Genomic DNA, 21900 nt, shown 5'->3' on the forward strand with positions numbered 1-21900 from the left:
CGCTTCCTTGAGTAGCAAGGGAGATACATCGAATGAGTGAGGAGACTCAGGAAATGGCAACAGCACGCAAGACAGCAGCAACTAAGCCGGTTGAGGTCGAGACCGACGAGGCCGTTAACAACGGTCCTACTGTTGTCGCTTTCAGGAGCAAGACCAAGGCTGAGCGGGTAGAAGTACCTCGTAAGCCACTGTTCACTATCGATGACGAGGAATACTCCGTACCTGAGAAGGTAGACGGCATCATCCTCGTTCGATACAACGACGCTATCCGTAAGTACGGCGAGTATGCGGGTGCGCTCGTTCTGTTAGAGGAGACTCTAGGCAAGGGCAAGCTAGAGAGCCTTCTAGCTTGGGAAGACCTTACCGACGAGGTTCTTTCGCAGGTTCTGGATATGGTCATTGCCGAGCTTACCGGCGAAGATAGCTCGGCGGGAAAGTAGCGGAACGGCTAGCGCCTTACTTGTGGGTTGTTAACTACCGCGACGATATCGAATGTGACTTCCTGGCTATCTATGGCAAGGAACTCGAATGGTTCGATACGTGCGCCAAGTACCTCAAGTACGCTAGCCGCCTTCCCAAGTATCCGAACTCGGCTGTACGAGCAACCATGCTGGCCGAGCAGGAAGCGGATACATCTTCTTATCCGGAGTATGAAGCCGACTACTCCGACGATACCGGCGGGTTCACCCCCGGTGAATCCCTATCGATGTCCGAAGCGCTATCCCGATCTCGGGGTTCTAGTCCGGACGTCTCAGCTATGCAGAATCTCAACCGAGAAAGTACGCAGCAAGGCTTAGGGAGTCTATTCGAATACGAAACCGCGTAGCGCGAGGTACAGCATTGGAGGCTGAATAGGTATGGCGACCGGATTCCGTATCGCAAGTGCCTGGGTAGAAATCAGTGCTGATACCAAGGGGCTAAGGCGGGACGCTAAGGCTGGAATCGTCCGTGAACTTCGCGGGCTTCAGGGTCAGGTCAAGATTAAGGCCGATACCAAGGGGCTCCGCAGCGAAGTACAGCGGGCGGTTTCTGCTGCTACCAGGGGGCAGGCCGGAAAGTTCAGCCTGAGTGTGAACTCTGGCCGACTCCGTAGCGAGGTAACTAAGGCAGTCAAGGAAGCCACTAAGGGAAGCCGTGGGCAGTTCCGCTTAGGGGTCGATTCGACACGCCTACGTACCGATATCGAGAAGGCCATTACCCGAGCTTCCAAGGGAGCTAAGGGAAAGGTCGGTCTGAAGATCGATGCTGTCGGCCTACGTGCAGAACTGCGTGAGAAGCTCGCTAAGGCAGCCGAGGGCGTCAAGGTAAAGGTCGGTGTCGACCTCGATACAACCGGCCTGCGTCAGCAGCTCCGGGCCGCAATTCTTGCGGCTCAGGCCGGACAGAACTTCGTTATCCCGGTACGTGTCGACGGTAACCCGGCGCTTCTACGCACTATTACCCAGGTGAACAACGCAGCGAGCGGTATGAGCCGACGTATGCGTATGTGGGCAGGCGTCATTGTCGCTAGCCTCGGTGCTGTAGCTCCGGCTATCGGAACCGTCATCAATATGCTTCAGGCCGTAGGCCCGGCCGCCCTGGTATCGGTGCCTATGGTTTCTAGCCTTGCCCTGACTTTGGGCACAGTGGCCGTTGCCGGTAATGGCGTCGCCCACGCTATTGCCATGTCCGCAGAAAGCGCGGAGGACTTCGAGGAAGCTCTAGACAAGCTCACCCCACAGGCCCGGAACTTCGTTGAAGCGGTCGTATCCAGTAAGGGCGCTTTCAAGGAGATGCAGAGCGCCGTCCAGGAGGTTATGTTCTCCGACCTGGACGATTCTTTCCGGTCTATGGCTAAGCAGACTATTCCTGACCTTCAGGGCGGTCTCGGTGGTACTGCTATTCAGCTCAACCGTATGGCTAAGAGTTCAATGGCCATGGTTGAGAGCCTCTCTCGTACCGATACCTTGAAGAAGGCTTTCGGCGGACTTCAGCTTGCCTTCGAACCTATCGTTTCTATGCCTGCTCAGTTCCTGAGCATGTGGACCAAGACCACTATTGCCGCTGGTCCGCTATTCCTGCGTATGACCACTGCGGCGGGTAGGGGCGTCGATAGCCTTAACGCCAAGGTTGACCGTATGTTCGCCTCTGGCGAGCTACAGGGGAATATCAATCGTTCGGCAGACGCAATCGTCGGGTTCTTCCGCAAGATTGGTAACAACCCCGAATGGCAGAGGTTTGCCGACCAGGTCAGTTCCACAGGTCCGGAGTTGGCCGAGGTATTGGGTCGACTTGGTGAGGCCGCCCTCAAGCTGATGAACAATGCGGGACCACTGTTCGCACTGGTTCTGAAGATTGCCGACGGATTCGCCCGCCTGGTTCTCGCTATCCCTGACGAGATCATTGCAACAATCCTCGGTGTAGCCGGAGCCATGAAGGTTATGTCTCTGGCCGGTGCCGGTTGGGCTGCTATTACTGGTTCTGCCGCTGTAGCGAGTCTGACTAGGTTCGTGACCGCTGCCCGTATGACGGGTGTAGCTACCGCTATTCGTGGTGTGGCTGCGGCTATGTCGGTTCTCCAGAAGGCAACCGTCGTATTAGCCGTTCTCTCTGCCGTCGTCCTCGTAATCAACAAGCTCGCGACCATGGGCAAGGAGAAGGCCCCCGACGTCGACAAGCTGACTAAGGCTCTGGATACTTTCGGTAAGACCGGCAAGGTAACCGGAGAACTGGCCGATAAGTTCGGTCAGAAGTTCCAGAAGCTCGGGGATAGCCTTCACGCCGTTACCAACCCAAGCGTTGCCGAGAGCATCAACAACTGGGGTAAGAAGTGGTCCGGCGGACTCCTCGAAGGTGGCGAAGCTACCGAGGAATTCGAGGACAAGGTAAACGCCCTCGACGATGCCCTTGCCGACATGGTCCAGGGTGGAAACGCCAAGTATGCTCAGGCGGCTCTGGAAGGAATCCTGAAGAGCCTCAAGAAGCAGGGCGAAGATACCGGCAAGGTTGAGGAAAAGCTCAAGGATTACAAGCAGGCGCTAGAGGATCAGCGACTTGCAAACCAGTGGGCAGCCGAAACCATGGGGACATTCGGTAATGCCGCCATGTCCACCAGTAGGCGACTGGAAGAACTCAAGGCTGATACTGACGGTCTCGTTAAGTCTCTGTTTGCGCTGAACAACGCCAACCGTGATGCCGGTGCGGCATTGGGTGATTACGAGCGTGCAGCCGACGACGTCGCAGCTATCGCCAAGAAGCGCGGTATTAACCTCACCTACGAGAACGGTGTTCTGTCTGAGAACACCGACCTTCAGCGTGAAGCGGCTAATGGCCTGCGTACTCTCGCAACCAATACTGAGAAGGCTGGACTAGCTAGCTATCAGGCAACTGGTAGTTGGGCGAACGCTAACAAGATCTTCCAGGACGGCCGGAAGACATTCATCGATAACGCCGTTGCCATGGGGCTTAACCGCACTGCGGCTACCCAGTTGGCTAACGACTACCTGAAGATCCCTTCCAAGAAGGAACTTCTACTTCTCGTCAAGGATCAGGCAAGCGGTCAGCTCCGTACTGTTGCCGAAGCGTTCAAGGCTGCCCCGGATAAGAAGGAAATCAAGGTAGATACCCTGAGCGGTCCGGCTATCGCCGCCCTTCAGGATCTCGGATTCAAGGTAACTCAGCTTCCCGACGGTAGTTTCTCCGTCATCGCTAAGACAGCAGGGGCTAAGACTCAGCTTGGAGATCTCCAGAACTACAAGCTGACTGACAAGCGCGTCGAAGTATTGATGAGCATTGTCGAGATTACCGACAAGATCAAGACTGCTCAGGAGAAGGTCGATTCTCTCAAGCAGAAGAAGAAGACAGCGGTAGGGGCTGATAAGAAGAAGCTCCAGGACGAAATCGATAAGGCACAGAAGGCCCTCGATGACCTGAAGCAGAAGCGCAAGGTATCTCTAGAAGCTCTGGATAAGACCAGCGGCGGTATCGATAACGCCAAGAGTTCTCTTGATAAGAAGCTGCCTAAGACCGTCACTGTTTCGATCATCGCTGGATTCTCTGAGCAGAGTGCCAGTGCTGCGGCCGACGCTATCCAGAAGCAGGCAGATCGCTTCTCCGGCAAGCGATACGGCGGGGTCATCCGTCGTGCCTCTGGTGGACCGGTACCGGGGTTCGTCTCTGGTCCTGGTGGCCCGACTGCCGACCGAGTTCCGGCGCTGCTGTCGAACGGCGAGTTCGTCATGCGTGCTGCTGCCGTCTCCAAGTACGGCACTGGCCTTATGCGGCTCATCAACACCGGGCAGTTCCCGAGGTTCGCCAAGGGTGGCTCTGTGGGCTCTGGTGGGGGCTCTGGCAGTGCCGGAGTGTCCGCCGCTACCAAGACCGGAACCTTCACGGTCCAGGACGCCACAGGTAAGCCTGTGGCTTCTGCCCTGGAGAACTTCAAGGCTCTGGAGTCCGGCGTAAGCCGTGCGTACGACTCGATGGGGGCCGACACCACAGGGTTCGGCCAGAAGCTCTCTACGGGGCTCTCAGGGGCCAGCACAGGCAGCCGTAAGGCTTGGGATGCCTGGGCATCCGGTATGCGTGGTCGAACTGACGCGACCTACAAGGCTGTTGGCTCTCTGACCAACACCTTCAGCCGGACACAGACGACCAGGACGACCGCGACCAGCTCTCAGACACAGCGTGTCTGGGACGGCTGGAAGTCCGGCATGACTTCCCGCACTCGTGCTACCTACTCCGCCATCAATACGGCTACCAATAGCTTCCAGAAGCAGTCTGTATCGACTATCGGGCGAGCCCGTGACGGTATGGGTTCTGCTTGGGGAGGATTGAGCCCGAAGTTCAAGCCGCCGGTTAGCTACCTCGTACACACCGTTATTAACCGGGGTGTCGTAGGTGCCATGAATGCCATCATGGGCAAGCTAGGCGGAGGTTCCAAGGTAGGCGGTATCTCCGTCGCAGGATTCGCTAGCGGTGGTCCGGTATACGGATCGGGTACCAAGACTTCGGACAGTATCCCGGCAAGGCTTTCTAACGGCGAGTTCGTTATGCAGGCCAAGGCCGTGGATAAGTTCGGCGTGAACTTCATGAGCGCGGTTAACCAGGGTCGTATGCCGCATGATGGAGCCGGTTTCACTGGATTCGCCAAGGGTGGACATGTCGGCGGCGGTATCAGTATCAATATGCCGAGGTTCGCTACTGGTGGTGTAGTCGGAGTTCCGTCCGCCGATGCTCTGAACAAGATCATGGGCGAGGGTTCCGACGCGGACGTTAAGCGCATGACCAACTTCATCTTCGACAACTACGTCATGCCGCTTATCGATAGCGGCTCTGGCGGATCTGCGATGAAGGATGTTCAGCGTCAGGGTATGCGGCACATTCGCAGCAACGTCGAGAAGTTCGTTAAGGACAACTTCGGCGGGGCCGGTTCTGCTTCTGCCGGTTTGCGTTGGGCTAAGACTCAGCACGGTAAGCCGTATCAGTGGGGCGGAAATGGTAATCCGAGCTGGGATTGCTCTGGATTCATGTCCGCTATCGAGTCGGTTATCCGTGGCGAGAAGCCTCACCGCAGGTGGAGTACTCACGCATTCAACGGCGGAACCCCGCCGGGTTGGAAGGCTGGGGCTAACGCACCGTTCAAGGTGGGTATTACTCACGCTGGTGTCGGCCATACTGCGGGAACTATCGGCCGTACTAACGTCGAGTCCGCTGGTGGTAGTGCGGGTGTTCGTGTCGGTAGTAGCGCGCGTGGATACAACGATGGAATGTTCACCTCTTGGTATGGGTTCGTCGGCGGTAAGGCCAAGGGTGGTTACATCTCTGGCCCTGGTGGTCCTACTTCGGACCGAGTGGCCGCGATGCTCTCTAACGGTGAGTACGTAATCCGTGCCGCTGCCGTTAAGAAGCTCGGTACCGGTTACCTGAGTGCCCTCAACTCCGGTCGTATCCCAGGATTCGCTACCGGCGGTTCTGTGGGTACTACCTACAAGGTGAAGTACGGGGATACCCTCTCCGAGATCGCCGTTAGGTTCGGTACTACCGTCAAGGCCCTGATGGAGCTGAATAAGTCCATCAAGGATGCCAACAAGATTTACGCGGGTATGACCCTCGTAATCAAGAAGGCAACCGGCGGTAGCGGTTCTAGCGGTGGCTCTGGCTCTGGTGGATTCTCTCTGCCGGGTATGTCCAAGGTCGGCAAGAGCGGTATTCAGAGTGCCGACGGTATCAACGCTCTAAAGGGCATCGTTACTATCAGCGAGGCTTCTAAGGCGTCGAACGCTACGGGTGCCACGAACTACCGCCCCGAAATCATCGGTTCCCTTACAGGTGCCGACAGCATTTCGGATCTGATGCAGAACTTCTACGAGCTGGCCAACCAGATTCGCGCGGCCTTCAAGGGCAGTGCCGAAACTGCGATGCTGAGTCGCCTCAATACGGTGATTAAGGCTATGACTCCACTCCAGAAGAACCTGGACGGAGTTAGCGCCAAGCTGGTGGATGCTCAGAAGGCTCTGGACGACGTAAAGCAGAAGTTCGACAGTCTGAAGGATTCGGTATCCGGAGCCGTACTCGACTTCGGAAAGATCACCAAGATTGGTTCCTATGGAACCAGTGGCACAACCCTTCTGAACCAGCTTCAGAAGGATGTCACTAGGTCTCAGGACTTTGCCAAGATGCTTGAACAGCTCAAGGCAAAGGGAGTTAGCGGAGATCTGATCGGCCAGATTGCCGAGGCCGGAATCACGGGCGGTGGAATGGCGACAGCCCAGACCGTTCTGAACATGACTCCGGAACAGCTTGCCCAGCTCAATTCCCTTCAGGGTCAGCTCACCACTGCGGCTAACAAGGCCGGAACTGCGGCGGCTCAGGGTATGTACGGCGCAGGCGTAAATGCCGCTCAGGGTCTAGTCAAGGGTCTTGAGGATCAGCAGAAGGCTATTGAAGCCCAGATGCTGAAGATTGCTCAGGCAATGGAAAAGGCTATTAAGCAGGCTCTCGGCATCAAGTCACCTTCTCGCGTCATGATGCGCGTTGCTGACTTCACGGCCGATGGTCTCGTGAACCAGCTCGGTGCGCGTACCGGCGACGTCGGAACGGCTATGAGGACCCTTGTAGGGGCTCCGGCCGGTGCGGCTGCCTCTGTGGCCGTACAGGCTCCGTCTGTGCCGACACAGAGCCGTTCAGGGACTTCTACGTACATCGATAAGCGTTCGTACAGCATCGCTGTACACGTGGACGGTACGGGTATGAACCTCAGTAGCTCTGCCGATCGTCGCGCTATCGCTAAGGCTCTCGCCAAGGAGATCAAGGAAGAGATCCGCCGAGACGATAAGGCTCACAGGTAAGCAGGGCATAGAAAACCCCCTCCCGATATGGGAGGGGGTTTCCTTGTCTCTATGCTTCCTCGGACTTCTTCACCTTGCTTCGGTGGTAGTAGTCGCGTGAGGCATCTGCCCAAGCCTTCTTGCAAGGGGCACATCGACAGTTCCAGTTTTTATAGGTGGACGCCTTGCCGTGCTTTTCCGGCGGTAGGGTCGACGGGTCGCGTTCACGCGTGCGCCTGCGTACCCGAGCTGCATTAGCTGCCCGGCAGACTTCACAACGGCATCCGTGAACGGAATAGCAAGTACCCGACGCCTTCCGTGGGCAGTCGAAGGTGCAGCTAATCATGACTGGCTCTCGGGTAATGGGTTCAGTAATCGACGTAGTCGCTTGATGGCGATTCGAGTTGCGATACCGGCTACGAGGACGAACCCGATAGCTCCGGCCGCAAGTGCTTCTAGTAGGTCTGCTGTGTTCACTGGTTCTCCTCTGCGGAATCGCGAAGAATGTTGCCGATAGTGGTTCGGGCCACACCGTATGCCTCTGCTAGAGCTAGGTGTGAAGTGCCCTTCTCTAAGTGCTCCCGTCGAATCTCGTCTTTCTGCTCGGCGGTCAGCTTCTTGTTTTCCCTGTGGCTAATGGGACCTGCGAGCCGGCGTGTCCTATCAGGGTTTTCGGGTAAAGGCTCCCAAGTCAGGTTCTCAACCCTGTTATCGGTAGCGTCGCCGTTGATGTGGTGGACCACATAGCCGGAGTCTGCCGGGTAATCCAGGTAAGTAGTCGAAATGATGTGGTCGACGCGAACCCTGGAATAGTCGTTGGTGCCCTCCCTGCGTAGGCGGACTATTAGGTGACCTCGTTTGTCAACGGTGTACAGGATTCGCGCCTTACGGTGCATGTGCCAGATCTGACCGTTGGCCGTGGCCATGTACTCGGCATGTCCGGGAATCGGGGTACCTTCGGGCATCTCGACCTTGTCGCCCTCGTAGTTGATGCCCGGTGTCCAGTCGAGAAGGTTGAAACTGGCGTAAGAGCCGTTGTCGGTGTCGTATGGGTTATCCAGTGCCGACAGAACTTCGTAATCGTGTGCCCGATGTTCACGAGTGAACCCGGTACGGATACGAGCCGGTAAGCCTCCCCAGATACCGCCCTCTTCCTTGTTAGTGCAGGCGTACTTCAGGCACTGAAGCCTGATTGGGCACTCAAAGCAGGTACCGGCGGCCTCGGCAGAAGGCTTGGAATCCCACGGAGAATGCCACTGGTCGGGGTGGATACCGAGTTCCTTTAGGCGGATCTCCTCACATGCGGCGCGACTCCAATCAACGCTGGCATGGGGGGCAGCGGCATACTTGGTCATTTCTCGGGTCAACTCCCTGTCAGCCTGTCGTTCAGGCCCGAAACGTTCATCACTGGAATAGGTCTCTCGTGTGTCGTCCTCGGAGAGTTCGTCATATTCGAACTCCCATGGGTCATAGGTAAGGTTGAAGCTGTACACGGTTACGCCCTCCACATTTCGTAGAGGTAGCCTCCGGGGCCCGCGTATACCGGCTCGTACTGGAAGTAGGCTTCAAAGAATCCCGGCCAGGAAGCCGTACGTACGGCCTTCCAGCCCTTCTCGGAGAAGATGGCTTCCAGGATGTTGCCGACGTTTCCAACCAGCCCTAGAAACGCGTCTGTGGCGTCCTCGGGGGTATCGGCGAGGGTTCGTAAGTAGTCTTTGAACCCCTCGACGTCGGACGGCACTTCACAAGGAACGATGATGCGGTTAGGTCCGTCATGGGTTCGTCCCTCAACCCAGCATCGAATACCGTCGATTACCGCGAAAGTGCCTGTTAGGTCGAGCATCTTGAATAAGGCCGATACTAGCTGGAAGTCCTCGAAGCTATCGGTTGCCCGCTTCACATGCGCGAGGAATAGGGGCGATGCCGCATTACTCATCATTTGCTGTACCCTTGTCGCTATCGTCGTTGTTCTGAGTACGGGCCCATACATCGTTGTAGTGATGGGCTTCAGTCCTCGCGCAAAGGAACATCAGATCCTCTAGAGGTACCGAGGCCAGTTCGTCAGGGTCGAAGTTGTCGAACTGGACTCGGGCCCAGAGTTCTTCACGTGCCTGGGTTCGGATTGGGTCGTGTTCCTGCTTCAGTAGTACGCCGTTGTAAGGCATTGCGATTCTCCATGGGGTGTGTGTCCTCTCTGGTATTCATCGCGTCTTCCCCGCTATTCCTTGTTGCTATACGTATAGTTTGGCACAGATACTTCGCGCCGCTTTCCGGAACTCGTAAACCTCAGTTGACGTGCTTCCATGCCTCCCGGTTTACTATTCGGCGCACAGTCATCTTGTTGATTCCGTACTTCTCGGCTAGATGGGATAAGGGCACTAGACCTCGGTTGTAGCGGCTCGGGTCTCCGTACTCTCGGCGAATAGCCCTTACGTCGTCCTCGGTGAGCTTGGCGTTATAGGCTGCTTCACCTTCGATATGTGTGCCGTCTCGCTTTCGATCCGCCATATTCTGCACCTGTGTGCCCCAAGAGAGATTGGCGAGGCTATTGTCAGAAGCGCCGTTTGGTCCGTGAAGGGCTAGGTACTCGGGTCCTGGGCAGGGCCCTACGAATGCAGTCAGCACTAAACGCGAAATGCGGCGACAGCATACGAGCCCGGTTTCATCCCGAATAGTGACGGAGGCGTATTGGCGGTCACCACCTGTTAGCCCCGGCTTCATCCATCGCCCGCCCTGACGTCCTGACCAAACCTTGCCTGTGTCGGTGACCCAATAGCCAGGGAAACCGGAGATCTCGCGGGCATTCTCCTCCACTGGTGGGGGAGTAATTCCCTGGCTGACATGGCGACTGCGGGCATAGTGCTGATGGCAATACCCCTTGGCGTAGTGGTCTCGGGGGCAACCCGTTTCAGCACACCCCGTGTGTTTGGCCCTCTTGGGACGTAGTGGTTTGAGGGTCTGGCCCCTTGTCCACTGGACGTAGTGGCCGTTGCAATACCCCCGTGAGCGGAGTTCTCGGCCGCAGTCCGGGAATCGGCATTTAGCCTTCACTGTGTATATCTCCTTCAGAAGGGGCCAGCCCGTATGGCTGGCCCATCAGTTTCTTACTCGTAAGAAGGACTCGTCACCTTGTAGAAGACCGATGGTCGGCCGCCCTTTGGCTGAATATCGGCAATGTGCTTGTCCTCGGACAGTCGGCCCCTGCTTTCGAGCCGGGTTACCGCTGTCCTTACTGCCTTCTCGGTGAGGCGGAGTTCATCAATACCCGTGGACTGAAGGTGCTGATGGATACCCGCCACATTGGACGAGTGGCCCATATCCTTGATAGCCCAAAGAACTGCCTTATCGTTGTACTCGGCCTTCTGTGCAGCAGTATTGGAGGCTGCCTTCAGGTCGATACCGAGTTCTTCGGTAAGGCCCGGCTGTGCCTGGTAGGCCCCGACCGTGAGGGTTCCGTTCATGGTGGATACGTAGGAAATGAAGGCTGCCCGCTGGTCGAGAGACCCAGCCCCACCCTGGTTATCCTTTCGAAGAATCAGCTCAGCTAGACCTACTCGGCCTACCTCTGGCTTCTTCTTCGACTTGATTTCGTAAAGGGCTCCCTGTGTCGCCTGGAACTTGCGGATAGAACCCGACTGCCGTTCCTTGTTCTCGTGCCCTACGTGGTCGATGTAGATACCGCAAGCTCCGTGAATGGTGAACGGAGACAGGTACGTAGAAAAGACCGTGTCCGTACCCGTCGGAGAGTTCACGTCCCCGCCGAGAGAACCGATAGCGGGAGTGAGTGCGTCCAGGGTTACGAGAGCTACCGTGCGGATAATGTCGGCGGTTAGCTCTCGTTCCATGTCAGCCACGGAACGCAGAACCTTGAAGCGGTATCGAATGGCGTCAATGTCGGCTCCGGCCTGAACGAGACGCCGAACGATTCGCTTAGTCGGGTTGTTGTCGAACTCCCAGTGAACGACGAATCCACCTGCGTTGAGTTCCTTGGCCTGGAGTGAGGCCACGTATAGGGACTTACCCGTACCGCCGTCGCCATAGATACCGTTAATCTGTCCTTCGTAGAACAGGGCTCGGTCACTATCGACTAACTCGCCAATAGTCGGCGTTAGGTCGTCGTCCCCGGCGAGGATTTCGTCAAGCGCATCGGATACGCTCTGGTCCTCGAATCCCTCGATAGCCTGCCTTGCGACTAAAGCCCGTGCATCGCGGTCAATGCTCAGCTCTAGTGCCCGACGTTCTACCAATCGCAGGTATTCGTCTTCCTGGGAATCGGTGGAGTTCTCAGCCCTAGCGGGTTCCTCCCCGCTCTCCTTCTTCTTCAGGCTCATTCCACACCAGCACTTCGTATCTGGGGTTCCTGGCTTCTTTGCTACCGACCCTTCAATAAGACGCTTCCACTCGTCGGCGTGAAGAGTGGGGTCTGAATCCCTGGAATACGAGACGGAACGGAATACCTCGAACAGTTCCTGTAAGGCGGTAACGACCCCGCTATGCCCCTCGTGGCCGAGGTGGATAAGAGCGTCTGTACCCTTCAATGCGGCATGGTGGACGTCTAGCCCATAACTGTGGCGGTTAAGGATGAAGTCCTTAGACCGGTCTAGCTGGTCGGCCATGTCGGCACATAGGGAACCCTCGGAATCCGGGCAAGTGAGAAGCCATTCGGATACCTCAGTCCAGGCCATATCCTTACGGGCTGGACGTTCCTTGCGCTTCAGTCCGCCGGTAATCTTCCGTACCGCTTCGTCTGGAAGCTGGAACGTGATATCTGCCGGAGTAGGGATACGAGCGGAAGGGGTTGCCGTATCTCCGGGGGCGTACCACTCGTACTGTGCCCCGGTGTCAGGGTGAATGGACGGGTACACAACGGCGTGCCTGTGACCGTATCGAATGATCTCGATATCGGCGTCTAGCTTGCTCGGCCATTCCAGGCCCTTGGGGACGCGTACTAAACGCTGTCCTCGGGCCGAAGGGTTCTCCCGAGATGAAGAGATCCAGCACTGTGCGTCAATCTCGGTGCAGTCGATACCGAGGGAATCCCAGAACTCGAACCACTGGGCATAACCCTGCTTACCCTTCTCTGCGTCGGTGTCGACGTCGAAGAGAACAAACTCACTGTCGGCGAGTAGGGCAAGGGTGATGTTGTACTCAGGCTTGGTTCGGGCCCATAACTCGTAGTTCTGCGATGTAGCGATATTGGTTGTGTATCCGGTGAAGCCGGGCGGTAAGTCCTGACTCTTGCCCTTCACGGGCAGGATGTTGAAGTTGTCGGTCCAGCCTGCCTGAATGTATAAGGTCTGCGCTTCTGGATATAGCATCGGTCTTCTCCTGTTCTGACCCGTCTACGGGTCCTCGGTCCTTTAGGGGTTATCGCGCGTTGCGGGTAGGCGGGGTTAGCGGGGCGACGTAGTTGAAAGGGTCGTAACCCTTCTCAGCTAGGTACCGGTCGACTAGCTCTCGCAGTAACTCCCCGTCGTTCTTGCCAGCCTGAAGCGCATAGTCGTGCAGGGCGCGTGCCTTGTAGTCGGGGAGCTTGAAAGTCTTGGGAACCATGGGCATGGCTGTATCTCCTTGGGTAAGACCCGGTGTACCGAGTGCAGATAAAAAGAGTCCCTGAGCAAGGCTCAGGAAGAGTTAGGGGTTCTAGCCCTATCTATGGCGGAGTGATTAGAAACCTCAACGCGATAGATGTGAACTATCGAGAATACCGACTGAGGGGGATACCACCCGTAGCGGGTTGAGTGTGGTCAGACCTGCGGTGAGATCTGCCTTCTGATCTTCCTACCGGGCGGTTCCGGGCCCCTCGGGTGCCGTTCCGTCCTGCGGTACTACCAGGATACCGCTAGGTAGTCGTCCCATAGTCGGCATCCTGACCTGCGGTTTTGTATCCGAGAAGGCATATCTTCCTTGATACTGCTTGTGCTCGGGGTATCGATACCCCTACTCTCCGGGTATCGGTAGTCAGTGAGGCTGCCGAACCCGACCAGAGAGGTTCCGAAGATGAGCATCAAGGCAACCCCCGTCGCTCCTGACCAGGCCGGACAGCCGGGCGTGACCGAGACTCAGACGTACGTCGAGGGTGTCGGGAACGTGTCGGTGTACATCAAGGTCGAGAAGGTGGACGACGTCACGGAGGCTGTGACGGACGACGTCCAGACCCTTCGGTTCTCGGTCCCCGTGTGGGTCGAGCCGGTGGCAGCCGACGAGGAAAAGGGCATCGAGGCGGAAGAGGGGTACTGGAAAGTTTCGAACCGGGAAATCGACCTGGGTAAGAAGAACCGGGACGCGTTCCTGAAGTCGCTCGACAAGTACCTGACCGCATCGCGTGAAATCCAGGCTCCGGCCCCTCGTACCGTCGCTGCGAAGAAGTCGACAACCGGCCCGAACCCCGAGCTGACCGAGTGGCGTCGTCGGGTTCGCACGTGGCTCACGAACGAGGCTCCGGCGTCCGTGACGCACGGCGAGAAGGTTCCGGACCGTGGAGTTCTCAAGGGTGCGTGGGAAGCCGCGTACGTCGAGAAGCACCCCCAGGACCCCAAGCCGGAGTAGTCGGTAGCCGTACCGGCTGAGACACAGTGAGAGCCCCCGCAGGGTAGTTGCGGGGGCTCTCGTCATGCAGGGTGTCACGTCGTCCTGGTGGACGCACAGAGGGCACGCAGGGCCCGTGCTGGCCGACGGCACACGAGAGCCCCTAGGAACGCGTCCTAGGGGCTCTCAGGCTGTCTGTGGGGCTCTGATCAGGCAGAGGCAAGAGCCTGCTTGACCTGGGCAAGAGAGGGGTTCGTCATGACTGCCTTGGGGGTATCCTCACCGGAGGCAAAAACAACAACCGTGGGCACGGTCTGGTTGCCCCCGTTGGCCTTCTCGACGAAGGCCGCCGACTCCGGGTCCAGCTCGATGTTGACCTCGGTGTACGTGATGCCCTCGCGGTCCATCTGGCTCTTCAGCCGGCGGCAGTATCCGCACCAGGTGGTGCTGTACATCGTCACAGTGCCCTGCATCGTCTCTTCTGCTCCTCAGCTCGCGGGGTGCGTGTTCACCTCGGCCTAGAACGTATGGGACCCGCCCGGCGATTCCCGAACCCGCATTCGTACGACCGATACCGGGCGCCTGTGGACAACCGCCGCACCCGTCTCCTGGGACCTGGCAGCATGGCAGGGTGACAGCAGCAACGCACTCCTCTCTCTTCCCGCAGGTCCCCGAGTCGGCCGACGCGGTGCTCGATGGGCTCGACCCCGAGCAGCGCGAGGTGGCGACCGCCCTGCACGGCCCGGTGTGCGTGCTGGCGGGCGCCGGCACGGGCAAGACGCGCGCGATCACCCACCGCATCGCGTACGGCGTCCGGGCGGGGATATTGCAGCCAGCCAGTGTGCTCGCCGTCACGTTCACCAACCGGGCTGCCGGTGAGATGCGAGGCCGGCTGCGCCAGCTCGGCGCCGGCGGCGTCCAGGCCCGCACCTTCCACTCCGCCGCCCTGCGTCAGCTGCAGTACTTCTGGCCGAAAGCCGTCGGCGGCGATCTGCCCCGGCTCCTCGAGCGCAAGATCCAGCTGGTCGCGGAGGCCGCCGCCCGCTGCCGCGTCCGCCTGGACCGGAACGAGCTGCGGGATGTGACCAGCGAGATCGAATGGGCGAAGGTCACCCAGACCGTGCCCGCCGACTACCCGGCCGCGGTCGCCAAGTCCCTGCGGGACGCCCCGCGCGATCCGGCGGAAATCAGCCAGATCTTTGCGATGTACGAGCAACTCAAGCGCGACCGCTCGTCGATCGACTTCGAGGACGTGCTGCTGCTCGCCGTGGGCATCCTCCAGGACCGCCACGACATTGCCGACCATGTACGCCGCCAGTACCAGCACTTCGTGGTCGACGAGTACCAGGACGTCAGCCCGCTCCAGCAGCGACTGCTGGACCTGTGGCTCGGCGGCCGGGACAGCCTGTGCGTGGTCGGCGACGCCAGCCAGACCATCTACTCCTTCACCGGTGCCACCCCCGACCACCTGCTGAACTTCCGCACCCGCCACCCCGGCGCCACCGTGGTCAAGCTCGTCCGCGACTACCGCTCCACACCCCAGGTCGTCCACCTGGCCAACGGACTGCTCGGCCAGGCCCGCGGCCGCGCCGCCGAGCACCGCCTCGAGCTGATCTCGCAGCGCGACCCCGGCCCCGAGCCCGCCTTTGTGGAGTACGGGGACGAGCCCGCCGAGGCCGAGGGCACCGCGCGCCGCATCCGCGACCTGATCGCCGCGGGCGTCCCGGCCGGCGAGATCGCCGTCCTCTACCGGATCAACGCCCAGTCCGAGGTCTACGAGCAGGCTCTGGCCGACGCGGGCGTCCCCTACCAGCTCCGCGGCGCCGAGCGCTTCTTCGAGCGGCAGGAGGTCCGGGAGGCCGGGGTCGCCCTGCGCGGTGCCGCCCGGGCCGGGGCCAACGACTCCTTGCTCGACGACGCCGAGGACCTGCCCTCCCAGGTGCGGGCCGTGCTCTCCACCAAGGGCTGGACGACTGAGCCGCCCGCCGGATCGGGGGCCGTGCGCGACCGCTGGGAGTCCCTCGCCGCCCTGGTCCGCCTCGCCGAGGACTTCGCCCGCGCCAAGGCGGGCGCCACGCTGGGGGACCTGGTCGCCGAGCTCGACGAGCGCGCCGCCGCCCAGCACGCCCCCACGGTCCAGGGCGTCACCCTCGCCTCCCTGCACTCGGCCAAGGGCCTGGAGTGGGACGCGGTGTTCCTGGTCGGTCTCACCGAGGGCATGATGCCGATCACCTACGCCAAGACGGACGAACAGATCGAGGAGGAGCGCAGGCTGCTCTATGTGGGCGTCACGCGTGCCCGCCTGCATCTGTGCCTCTCGTGGGCGCTGTCCCGTTCGCCCGGCGGCCGTGCCTCCCGCCGCCCGAGCCGCTTCCTCAACGGCCTGCGCCCCGGCTCGGCCGCTTCCGGCGCCCGCGCGGCCGGCGGCGCGGGCGCCGTCGAGCGCGGCAGCGGCAGTCGGCGCAAGCGGCGCGGCCCGGTGCTGTGCCGGGTCTGCGGCAAGACCCTCACCGATGCCGGTGAGATGAAGCTGATGCGTTGTGAGGACTGCCCCTCTGGCATGGACGAGGCCCTGTACGAGCGGCTGCGCGAGTGGCGCTCGGAGCAGGCCAAGGAGCTCGGGCAGCCCGCGTACTGCGTCTTCACCGACAAGACGTTGATGGCCATCGCGGAGGCAGTGCCGGGCAGCGAGGGCGAGTTGGCCGGCATCTCGGGGGTCGGCGGCCGTAAGCTGGAGCGCTTCGGAGCCGACGTGCTGGCCATTTGCGCAGGTGAGGAGCCGGTGGAGGCCGAGGAGGACGACTGATGCAAACTCGTCGAAAAAATAGTTTGCGCGCGCCCAGGCAAGCCCCATAGGTTCTTAACCACGAGAACAGCGGCTTCTCTGAAGCCCTGTCCTCGTGCTGTACTTATCCGAATACCGCGACCGGCTTGCCCGGTCCCAGAGACGCCGAGAGGAGGCGATTCCAGTGATCAGCATCGAGACCAGCTTCATCAGCACCGCCAAAATGACCGATCGCTCGGTCGTCTCCGCCTGCTCGCTCGGCTTCTCCTCGGCGTTCATCGGCACCGGTATGTCCGGCAACTTCGCCGTGCTTCCTGCGTCCGGCCTGGGCGGCCTGCCCGTCCTGGAGCGCAATGAGCGACCGACCAAGGCACTGGAAGCAGGAGTAGCAGCGGCAGAGGCTCAGGCCTATGCCCTCGCGGCGGCCAGTGCCGAGACCCGGCAGCAGACGACGCACCACCACTCGAAGTGGGCCTTCCGTGGGCTCGAACCCTGGAGTGATCCAGCCTGATGCACGATCAGGCCGGCGCCTTCAGGGCCGCGGAACCCCACCAGGGATCCGCGGCCCTTCTGTTTTCCCCAGCGGGATGACAGAGCGGAGGGGCCTCGGGACCAGAAGTACCCGGTACCAGCAGCCAACCGGCCGACCGGCCGGCACAACAGACGAGGAACAACACACCGTGCAACTCGAAGCGCACGCCCCGTCCGTACCGCCTTCCCAGCCGATCTCCCCGCCCGCCCTTCCCGAGGACTCCACCTTGACTCCCCTCACCGCGCTGACCGCGCTCGACGACGCCATCGAGAACCTCGGCGTACCCGTCCCCTGCCGCTCCTACGACCCGGAGGTCTTCTTCGCCGAGTCGCCGGCCGACGTCGAGTACGCCAAGTCCCTCTGCCGTACCTGCCCGCTGGTGGAGGCCTGCCTCGCCGGCGCCAAGGAGCGGCGTGAGCCGTGGGGCGTCTGGGGCGGAGAGCTCTTCGTCCAGGGTGTCGTCGTCGCCCGGAAGCGGCCTCGTGGTCGCCCGCGCAAGAACCCGGTCGCGGCATGAGCACCGCCGGAACCATCGATCGACCCGTCACGCACGAACCCCATAAGCAGGCCCCGATGACCTCTTCCGCCAGCGAGCCGTCAGGCTCCGCCACTCCAGCAGTCACCACGATCGGCGCGACCGCCTCGCGTCAGAACAGGACCCGCGAAATGCAACTCATCCCAGAAGCCCTGGCTCGTGCGCATATGCACGAGCGCCGGCGCGAAGCCGATGCGGAACGCCAGGCCGTGCGCCTGGTCGCCGCCCGGCGGATGCAGCGCCGTGCCGAGCGCGTCTCGATGCGCGCCCGTCGTGCACTGGCCATGGCCGTCATGCAGTGACAGCACACGCAGTCCCCGCGGGGGCCGGTCCGAACGGACCGGCCCCCGCGGTGCGTTGCTCACGCAGACGTGCTCCGGGCGGCGGTATCGTCGCCAGGTGGACCAGGACAAGACGCCGCAGCCCGAACCGCAGGGCGCGCCGGCACAGGACGCCGGGATCACCGTGTGCTCCGTCTGCGGCGCGACCGCCGAGGGGACACCGGTCACCTGGACATGCTCCGTGGAGCATGGTGTCCGCAGGTACCTGTGCGAGGCCTGTGCTCGGGCCAACATCAGGGCGATCGAGGGGAAGCTCGACACGGACTGGTGGTGACACCACCCGGCACGCCGGTCCGCCCCCGTCACAGCGACAGGCGCGAGCCGGCGATCCGCGTGCGCGCTCCGCGGGCGACGGTCAAGCCTGCGCCTCCACCACCGCCTCTTCGGCCGACGCCCCCTGCTCCTCGAGCGCGCGGTCCTGAAGGTCCTCCTCCTCGGCGAGGAATCCGGGCAGCCAGGCCTCCAACTCCTCCCGCAGCCGCACGGACGCGTTCAGCTGGCACAGCACACCGATGGTGCTCAACGTCACACGGTGTATGAGGAGATACGACGGCGGCAGATTGAGCTGCTTGCCCAACTGGTGTGCGGGGGAGCGGACGTCGGCGATCCGTGCGGCCTGTGCGCGCATCCAGCCGCGGGTGAACGTGAACTCCTCCACCTCCGCCGGCTCGATGATCGGCAGCAGATAGTCGAGCACCTGGTCGGGGTCGAGCTTGACGGACTCCTTGACGAAGCCCTCCTCGCACAGCATCTGGTAAACGGCTTCGGCCTCGCCCGCCAGCGTCATCCGCAGGCATGCCCCGATGGTTTGCGGCAGCCCTCCCGACAGACGGTCCACCGTGCCGAAGTCCAGGACGCCCAGCCGCAGGGACTCGCCGTCCTCGCCCGGCAGAAGCCGGAAGTTGCCCGGGTGAGGGTCGGCGTGGAGCCGTCCTGTACGAGCGGGGCCGGAGAAGAGGAACCGGGCCAGCAACTGGCCCGCGCGGTCACGCTGCTCCGGGGTGCCGTCCGCGATCACGTCCGCCAGCGGTATGCCGTCGATCCACTCCGTCACCAGCACCTGGTCGCACTGGTGGACCACGTCCGGCACGACCACATCGGGATCACCGGCGAACTCGGCCGCATGCTCACGCTGGGCCTGCGCCTCCAGCTCGTAGTCCAGCTCCTCCGAGACCCGGTCGCGCAGTTCGGCGATCAGCGGCTTGATGTCCATCCCCGGGATGAGGGGACCGAGGAGCTTGGCGAAACGGCTCAGCTGGGTCAGGTCCGACAGGAGCGCGTCCCCCGCACCGGGGTACTGCACCTTGACCGCGACCTCGCGCCCGTCGTGCCACACGGCCCGGTGCACCTGGCCGATGGAGGCGGCTGCCGAGGGCTTGTCCTCGAAACTGAGGAACAGCTCGCGCCACTCTTCTCCGAGACGCTCCGCGAGCACGGTGTGGACGGTGCGCGTCGGCATCGGCGGCGCGGCGTCCTGCAGCTTGGTGAGCGCTGCCCGGTACGGGCCGGCGATCTCCTCGGGCAGGGCCGACTCGAAGACGGACATCGCCTGTCCGAACTTCATCGCGCCGCCCTTGAGCTCGCCGAGCACCTTGAACAGCTGGTCCGCCGTGCGCTGTTGCAGTTCACGGGCCACGATCTCAGCGGACCTGCCGCCGATCCGCTTGCCCAGCCCCCAGGTGGCACGGCCCGCGATGCCCAGTGGCAGCGCGGCCAATTTTGCGGTACGGGTGACCGCCTTCCGGGGTAGATCAGACATACGCCCCTCCAAGTCCCAGCCGGCGTGCCGCATCTGCCTTACGGCGTTGCTCCGTTGACGGCGGTTACCCGGCCATTGTCTCGTGTGTCGGACCGAACCCCGAGGTGTGTCTGGTCTCAGTCCTGCCCGCCGCGCCGCACGGGCACTCGGCATGGGCACTGATCCGCTCGGAGCGCCACCGCACGGACGGCAGCGACACCTCCCAGCGGGCATCCGCACTCGCCGGCAGGTCCCCGTCGAGGAAGGACACCGCGTGACACGCGGTGAGCCCCGCGACGGTCGTGGCCAGCGCTGCGTCACAGGCGGAGGGCACTGCTGCGCGCCGTCCCGAGCGCCACTGCGCGAGCAGTATCGACCGGGCCGGGTCGCGCTCCGTCCGGCAGCGCTCCAGGCATCCGGCGCATGCTGTGCTCCCCGGCACCACCAGCGGCCCCACCACGCCGGTCGCCTCCACAACTCCCGCGTAGAGATGGGGGATCCCGGCGGCGATCCAGTCCTCGGCCGGCAGCGGGTCCGGTGCGTAGGCGTCGAGTCCGTCACGCGGGGCCACCACCACGAGAGCGAGTGCCGGCTCGCCGCCGCCCGGCTCCGCCACCTCCGCCCTGCGCGGGGGGCGGTCCGGTGCCGAGCGGCGGACCAGACGCCGGGCCGCCGCGTCCCTGCGCTGTCCGATCTCCTCGGGCGCCAGTCCGCCCGGTGTGACATCGCCCGGTTCTGTGAAGCCGCCGTCCAGCACCTCGACCCGCCCCACTCCCGCCGAGGACAGCGTCGCCGCGACGAGGGCGCCGACCCTGCCCGCGCCGCGCACCTGGACCCGTACGGCCCGCCGGGCCGCCAGTCGCCGCATCGCGCCGCCCGGCTCGGGATGGACCACGGACAAGGAAGCCAGATCCGGACGCAGCCGGTCGAGGGCACCCGGCCTTCTTCGCAGAGAGTCCGCGGCCGGTCCGCCGGCCGTCGGGTCGTCCAGGAGTCCGGCGGCCGCCAGCCGCCCGACCAGCGCGTCGGCCCGCCCGTCCGGCAGCCCCATCGTGCGTGCCTCGGCACGCAGGAGGTCCAGTCCGCGGGTGCCGTCCAGCAGCTCGATGAGCGAGCCTGTCGCGGTGTCCACGGGCCCCACCGTCACCGCGTGCGCGGATGTCACCCCGACCTGCACGGACTGGCGGTCACGCCATGCCCGTCGCAGGGCAGGCTTCATCATCGGATGCATATCCGTCCCCGTTCCCCCGGTTGAATTCTGCTCTTCGGTCTCGAGCCGTTGTCAGAATGCCGGTCCGCGCCGCGGCGTGTGAAAAGTTGTCCACAGGTGCGGGGTATTAGTCGTTCAAATCGTGCAGCCATGGAGTGGATCAGGCGTGAACCGTCCCGGGGGCGGGACTTCCCGGACTGACAGCGGGTAACGTCGGGGCGTGCCCGTCGACCCCTCCCCCCGGCTCACCGGGGAGAACTCAGCGCGCGGCGCGGGAACCACGCGAAACGCGAGTCGCCACCCGCACCGCGGGCCCGCCACGAGCGCGGTCGAGGTCCGCAGGAGCGCCCGGCGCAGCAGGACGGTCTCGGCCTACCGCGAGGGCGACCGCACGATCGTCCTGATCCCCGCCCGGATGTCCGAGGCCGAGGAGCGCCGGTGGGTCGGCGTGATGCTGGACAAGCTCGCGGCGCAGGAGAGCAAGCGGGTTCTCGGCGACAGCGAACTGGCCGAGCGGGCCGAGCGGTTGTCGGAGCAGTACTTCGACGGCCGGGCGAAGCCGGCATCCGTGCGATGGGTGACGAACCAGAACACCCGCTGGGGCTCGTGCACTCCGGCGGAGGGCAGCATCCGTCTCTCGCACCGGCTGCAGGGCATGCCCGAGTACGTCGTCGACTATGTGCTCGTCCATGAGCTCGCGCACCTGCTCGTGCCCGGCCACGGGGCGCGTTTCTGGCGGCTGCTGGAGGCGTATCCCCGTACCGAGCGGGCCCGCGGCTACCTCGAAGGCGTCGCCGCGGCCGGCCGGCTGCCGCATCTGCCCCCCGCGCGCGAGGAGTGAGGAACGCGAGCGGCGATCCGCTGCCGTGACGGTCGTGGGCGGCCGGGCGGCGAGCGGGTGTCGACGGTCCTGTACCGAATGTG

The 21900-nt window shown here is 62.1% G+C and carries 15 protein-coding genes; 9 read left to right on the plus strand and 6 right to left on the minus strand.

Annotation, left to right across the window (positions count from 1 at the left end; genetic code table 11):
* The first annotated feature begins 32 nt into the window (after nucleotides 1-32).
* Both J7E88_RS07895 and J7E88_RS07900 read left to right on the plus strand, forming a co-directional pair.
* Nucleotides 33-440 carry a hypothetical protein gene (locus J7E88_RS07895; protein WP_215178684.1) on the plus strand — a complete coding sequence of 136 codons (408 nt, stop codon included), beginning with the start codon at nucleotides 33-35 and terminating at the stop codon, nucleotides 438-440.
* Nucleotides 441-857: 417 nt separating this feature from the next.
* Entirely contained in the window at nucleotides 858-7328 is a 6471-nt protein-coding gene (locus J7E88_RS07900) for a LysM domain-containing protein (RefSeq protein ID WP_215179019.1), read from the plus strand.
* A gap of 452 nt (nucleotides 7329-7780) precedes the next feature.
* Here the strand turns inward: J7E88_RS07900 and J7E88_RS07905 are convergent, their stop codons facing one another.
* The 3 genes from J7E88_RS07905 to J7E88_RS07915 all read right to left on the minus strand — a co-directional run bounded on the left by J7E88_RS07905 (nucleotide 7781) and on the right by J7E88_RS07915 (nucleotide 12625).
* Nucleotides 7781-8800, minus strand: coding sequence for a WhiB family transcriptional regulator (locus J7E88_RS07905; RefSeq protein WP_215178685.1), 1020 nt, complete (start codon nucleotides 8798-8800; stop codon nucleotides 7781-7783).
* A 2-nt stretch (nucleotides 8801-8802) separates the two neighbouring features.
* Nucleotides 8803-9207: a hypothetical protein gene (locus J7E88_RS07910; protein WP_215178686.1), complete on the minus strand. Its 405-nt coding sequence runs from the start codon at nucleotides 9205-9207 to the stop codon at nucleotides 8803-8805.
* 1204 nt (nucleotides 9208-10411) lie between these two features.
* Nucleotides 10412-12625 (minus strand): bifunctional DNA primase/polymerase, encoded by a 2214-nt coding sequence (locus J7E88_RS07915; RefSeq protein WP_215178687.1) that lies wholly within the window; start codon nucleotides 12623-12625, stop codon nucleotides 10412-10414.
* 646 nt (nucleotides 12626-13271) lie between these two features.
* Here J7E88_RS07915 and J7E88_RS07920 point away from each other — a divergent pair.
* A complete protein-coding gene (locus J7E88_RS07920) occupies nucleotides 13272-13856 on the plus strand; it encodes an Lsr2 family protein (RefSeq protein WP_215178688.1) in 585 nt (194 codons plus the stop codon).
* A gap of 188 nt (nucleotides 13857-14044) precedes the next feature.
* On the opposite strand, the gene J7E88_RS07925 is transcribed toward J7E88_RS07920, so the two are convergent.
* The gene (locus J7E88_RS07925) at nucleotides 14045-14308 is read right to left on the minus strand and encodes a glutaredoxin domain-containing protein (protein WP_215178689.1); all 264 of its coding nucleotides are present in this window, start codon (nucleotides 14306-14308) and stop codon (nucleotides 14045-14047) included.
* Nucleotides 14309-14466: 158 nt separating this feature from the next.
* On the opposite strand from J7E88_RS07925, the gene J7E88_RS07930 reads away from it, so the two are divergent.
* The 5 genes from J7E88_RS07930 (at nucleotide 14467) to J7E88_RS07950 (ending at nucleotide 18302) form a co-directional block, all read left to right on the plus strand.
* On the plus strand, nucleotides 14467-16641 hold the full coding sequence (locus tag J7E88_RS07930; protein WP_215178691.1) for an ATP-dependent DNA helicase UvrD2: 2175 nt from the start codon (nucleotides 14467-14469) through the stop codon (nucleotides 16639-16641).
* Between the two features lie 163 nt (nucleotides 16642-16804).
* Complete coding sequence (locus J7E88_RS07935; protein ID WP_215178693.1) at nucleotides 16805-17131, plus strand: hypothetical protein; 327 nt, start codon at nucleotides 16805-16807, stop codon at nucleotides 17129-17131.
* Nucleotides 17132-17300: 169 nt separating this feature from the next.
* Entirely contained in the window at nucleotides 17301-17669 is a 369-nt protein-coding gene (locus tag J7E88_RS07940) for a WhiB family transcriptional regulator (RefSeq protein WP_215178695.1), read from the plus strand.
* On the plus strand, nucleotides 17666-17989 hold the full coding sequence (locus J7E88_RS07945) for a hypothetical protein (protein ID WP_215178697.1): 324 nt from the start codon (nucleotides 17666-17668) through the stop codon (nucleotides 17987-17989). Before J7E88_RS07940 ends, J7E88_RS07945 begins: the two co-directional genes overlap by 4 nt.
* A 97-nt stretch (nucleotides 17990-18086) precedes the next feature.
* Nucleotides 18087-18302, plus strand: a complete 216-nt coding sequence (locus J7E88_RS07950) for a hypothetical protein (RefSeq protein ID WP_215178699.1) — start codon at nucleotides 18087-18089, stop codon at nucleotides 18300-18302.
* An 81-nt stretch (nucleotides 18303-18383) separates the two neighbouring features.
* On the opposite strand, the gene J7E88_RS07955 is transcribed toward J7E88_RS07950, so the two are convergent.
* Both J7E88_RS07955 and J7E88_RS07960 read right to left on the minus strand, forming a co-directional pair.
* Nucleotides 18384-19787: an AarF/ABC1/UbiB kinase family protein gene (locus J7E88_RS07955; RefSeq protein ID WP_215178701.1), complete on the minus strand. Its 1404-nt coding sequence runs from the start codon at nucleotides 19785-19787 to the stop codon at nucleotides 18384-18386.
* 64 nt (nucleotides 19788-19851) lie between these two features.
* Nucleotides 19852-20997 carry a ThiF family adenylyltransferase gene (locus tag J7E88_RS07960; protein WP_215178703.1) on the minus strand — a complete coding sequence of 382 codons (1146 nt, stop codon included), beginning with the start codon at nucleotides 20995-20997 and terminating at the stop codon, nucleotides 19852-19854.
* 199 nt (nucleotides 20998-21196) lie between these two features.
* Between J7E88_RS07960 and J7E88_RS07965 the strand changes: the two genes are divergently transcribed.
* Nucleotides 21197-21817, plus strand: a complete 621-nt coding sequence (locus J7E88_RS07965) for a M48 family metallopeptidase (RefSeq protein ID WP_215178705.1) — start codon at nucleotides 21197-21199, stop codon at nucleotides 21815-21817.
* Nucleotides 21818-21900 lie beyond the last annotated feature (83 nt).

The sequence above is a fragment of the Streptomyces sp. ISL-10 genome (genome assembly GCF_018614575.1).
Taxonomy (GTDB): domain Bacteria; phylum Actinomycetota; class Actinomycetes; order Streptomycetales; family Streptomycetaceae; genus Streptomyces.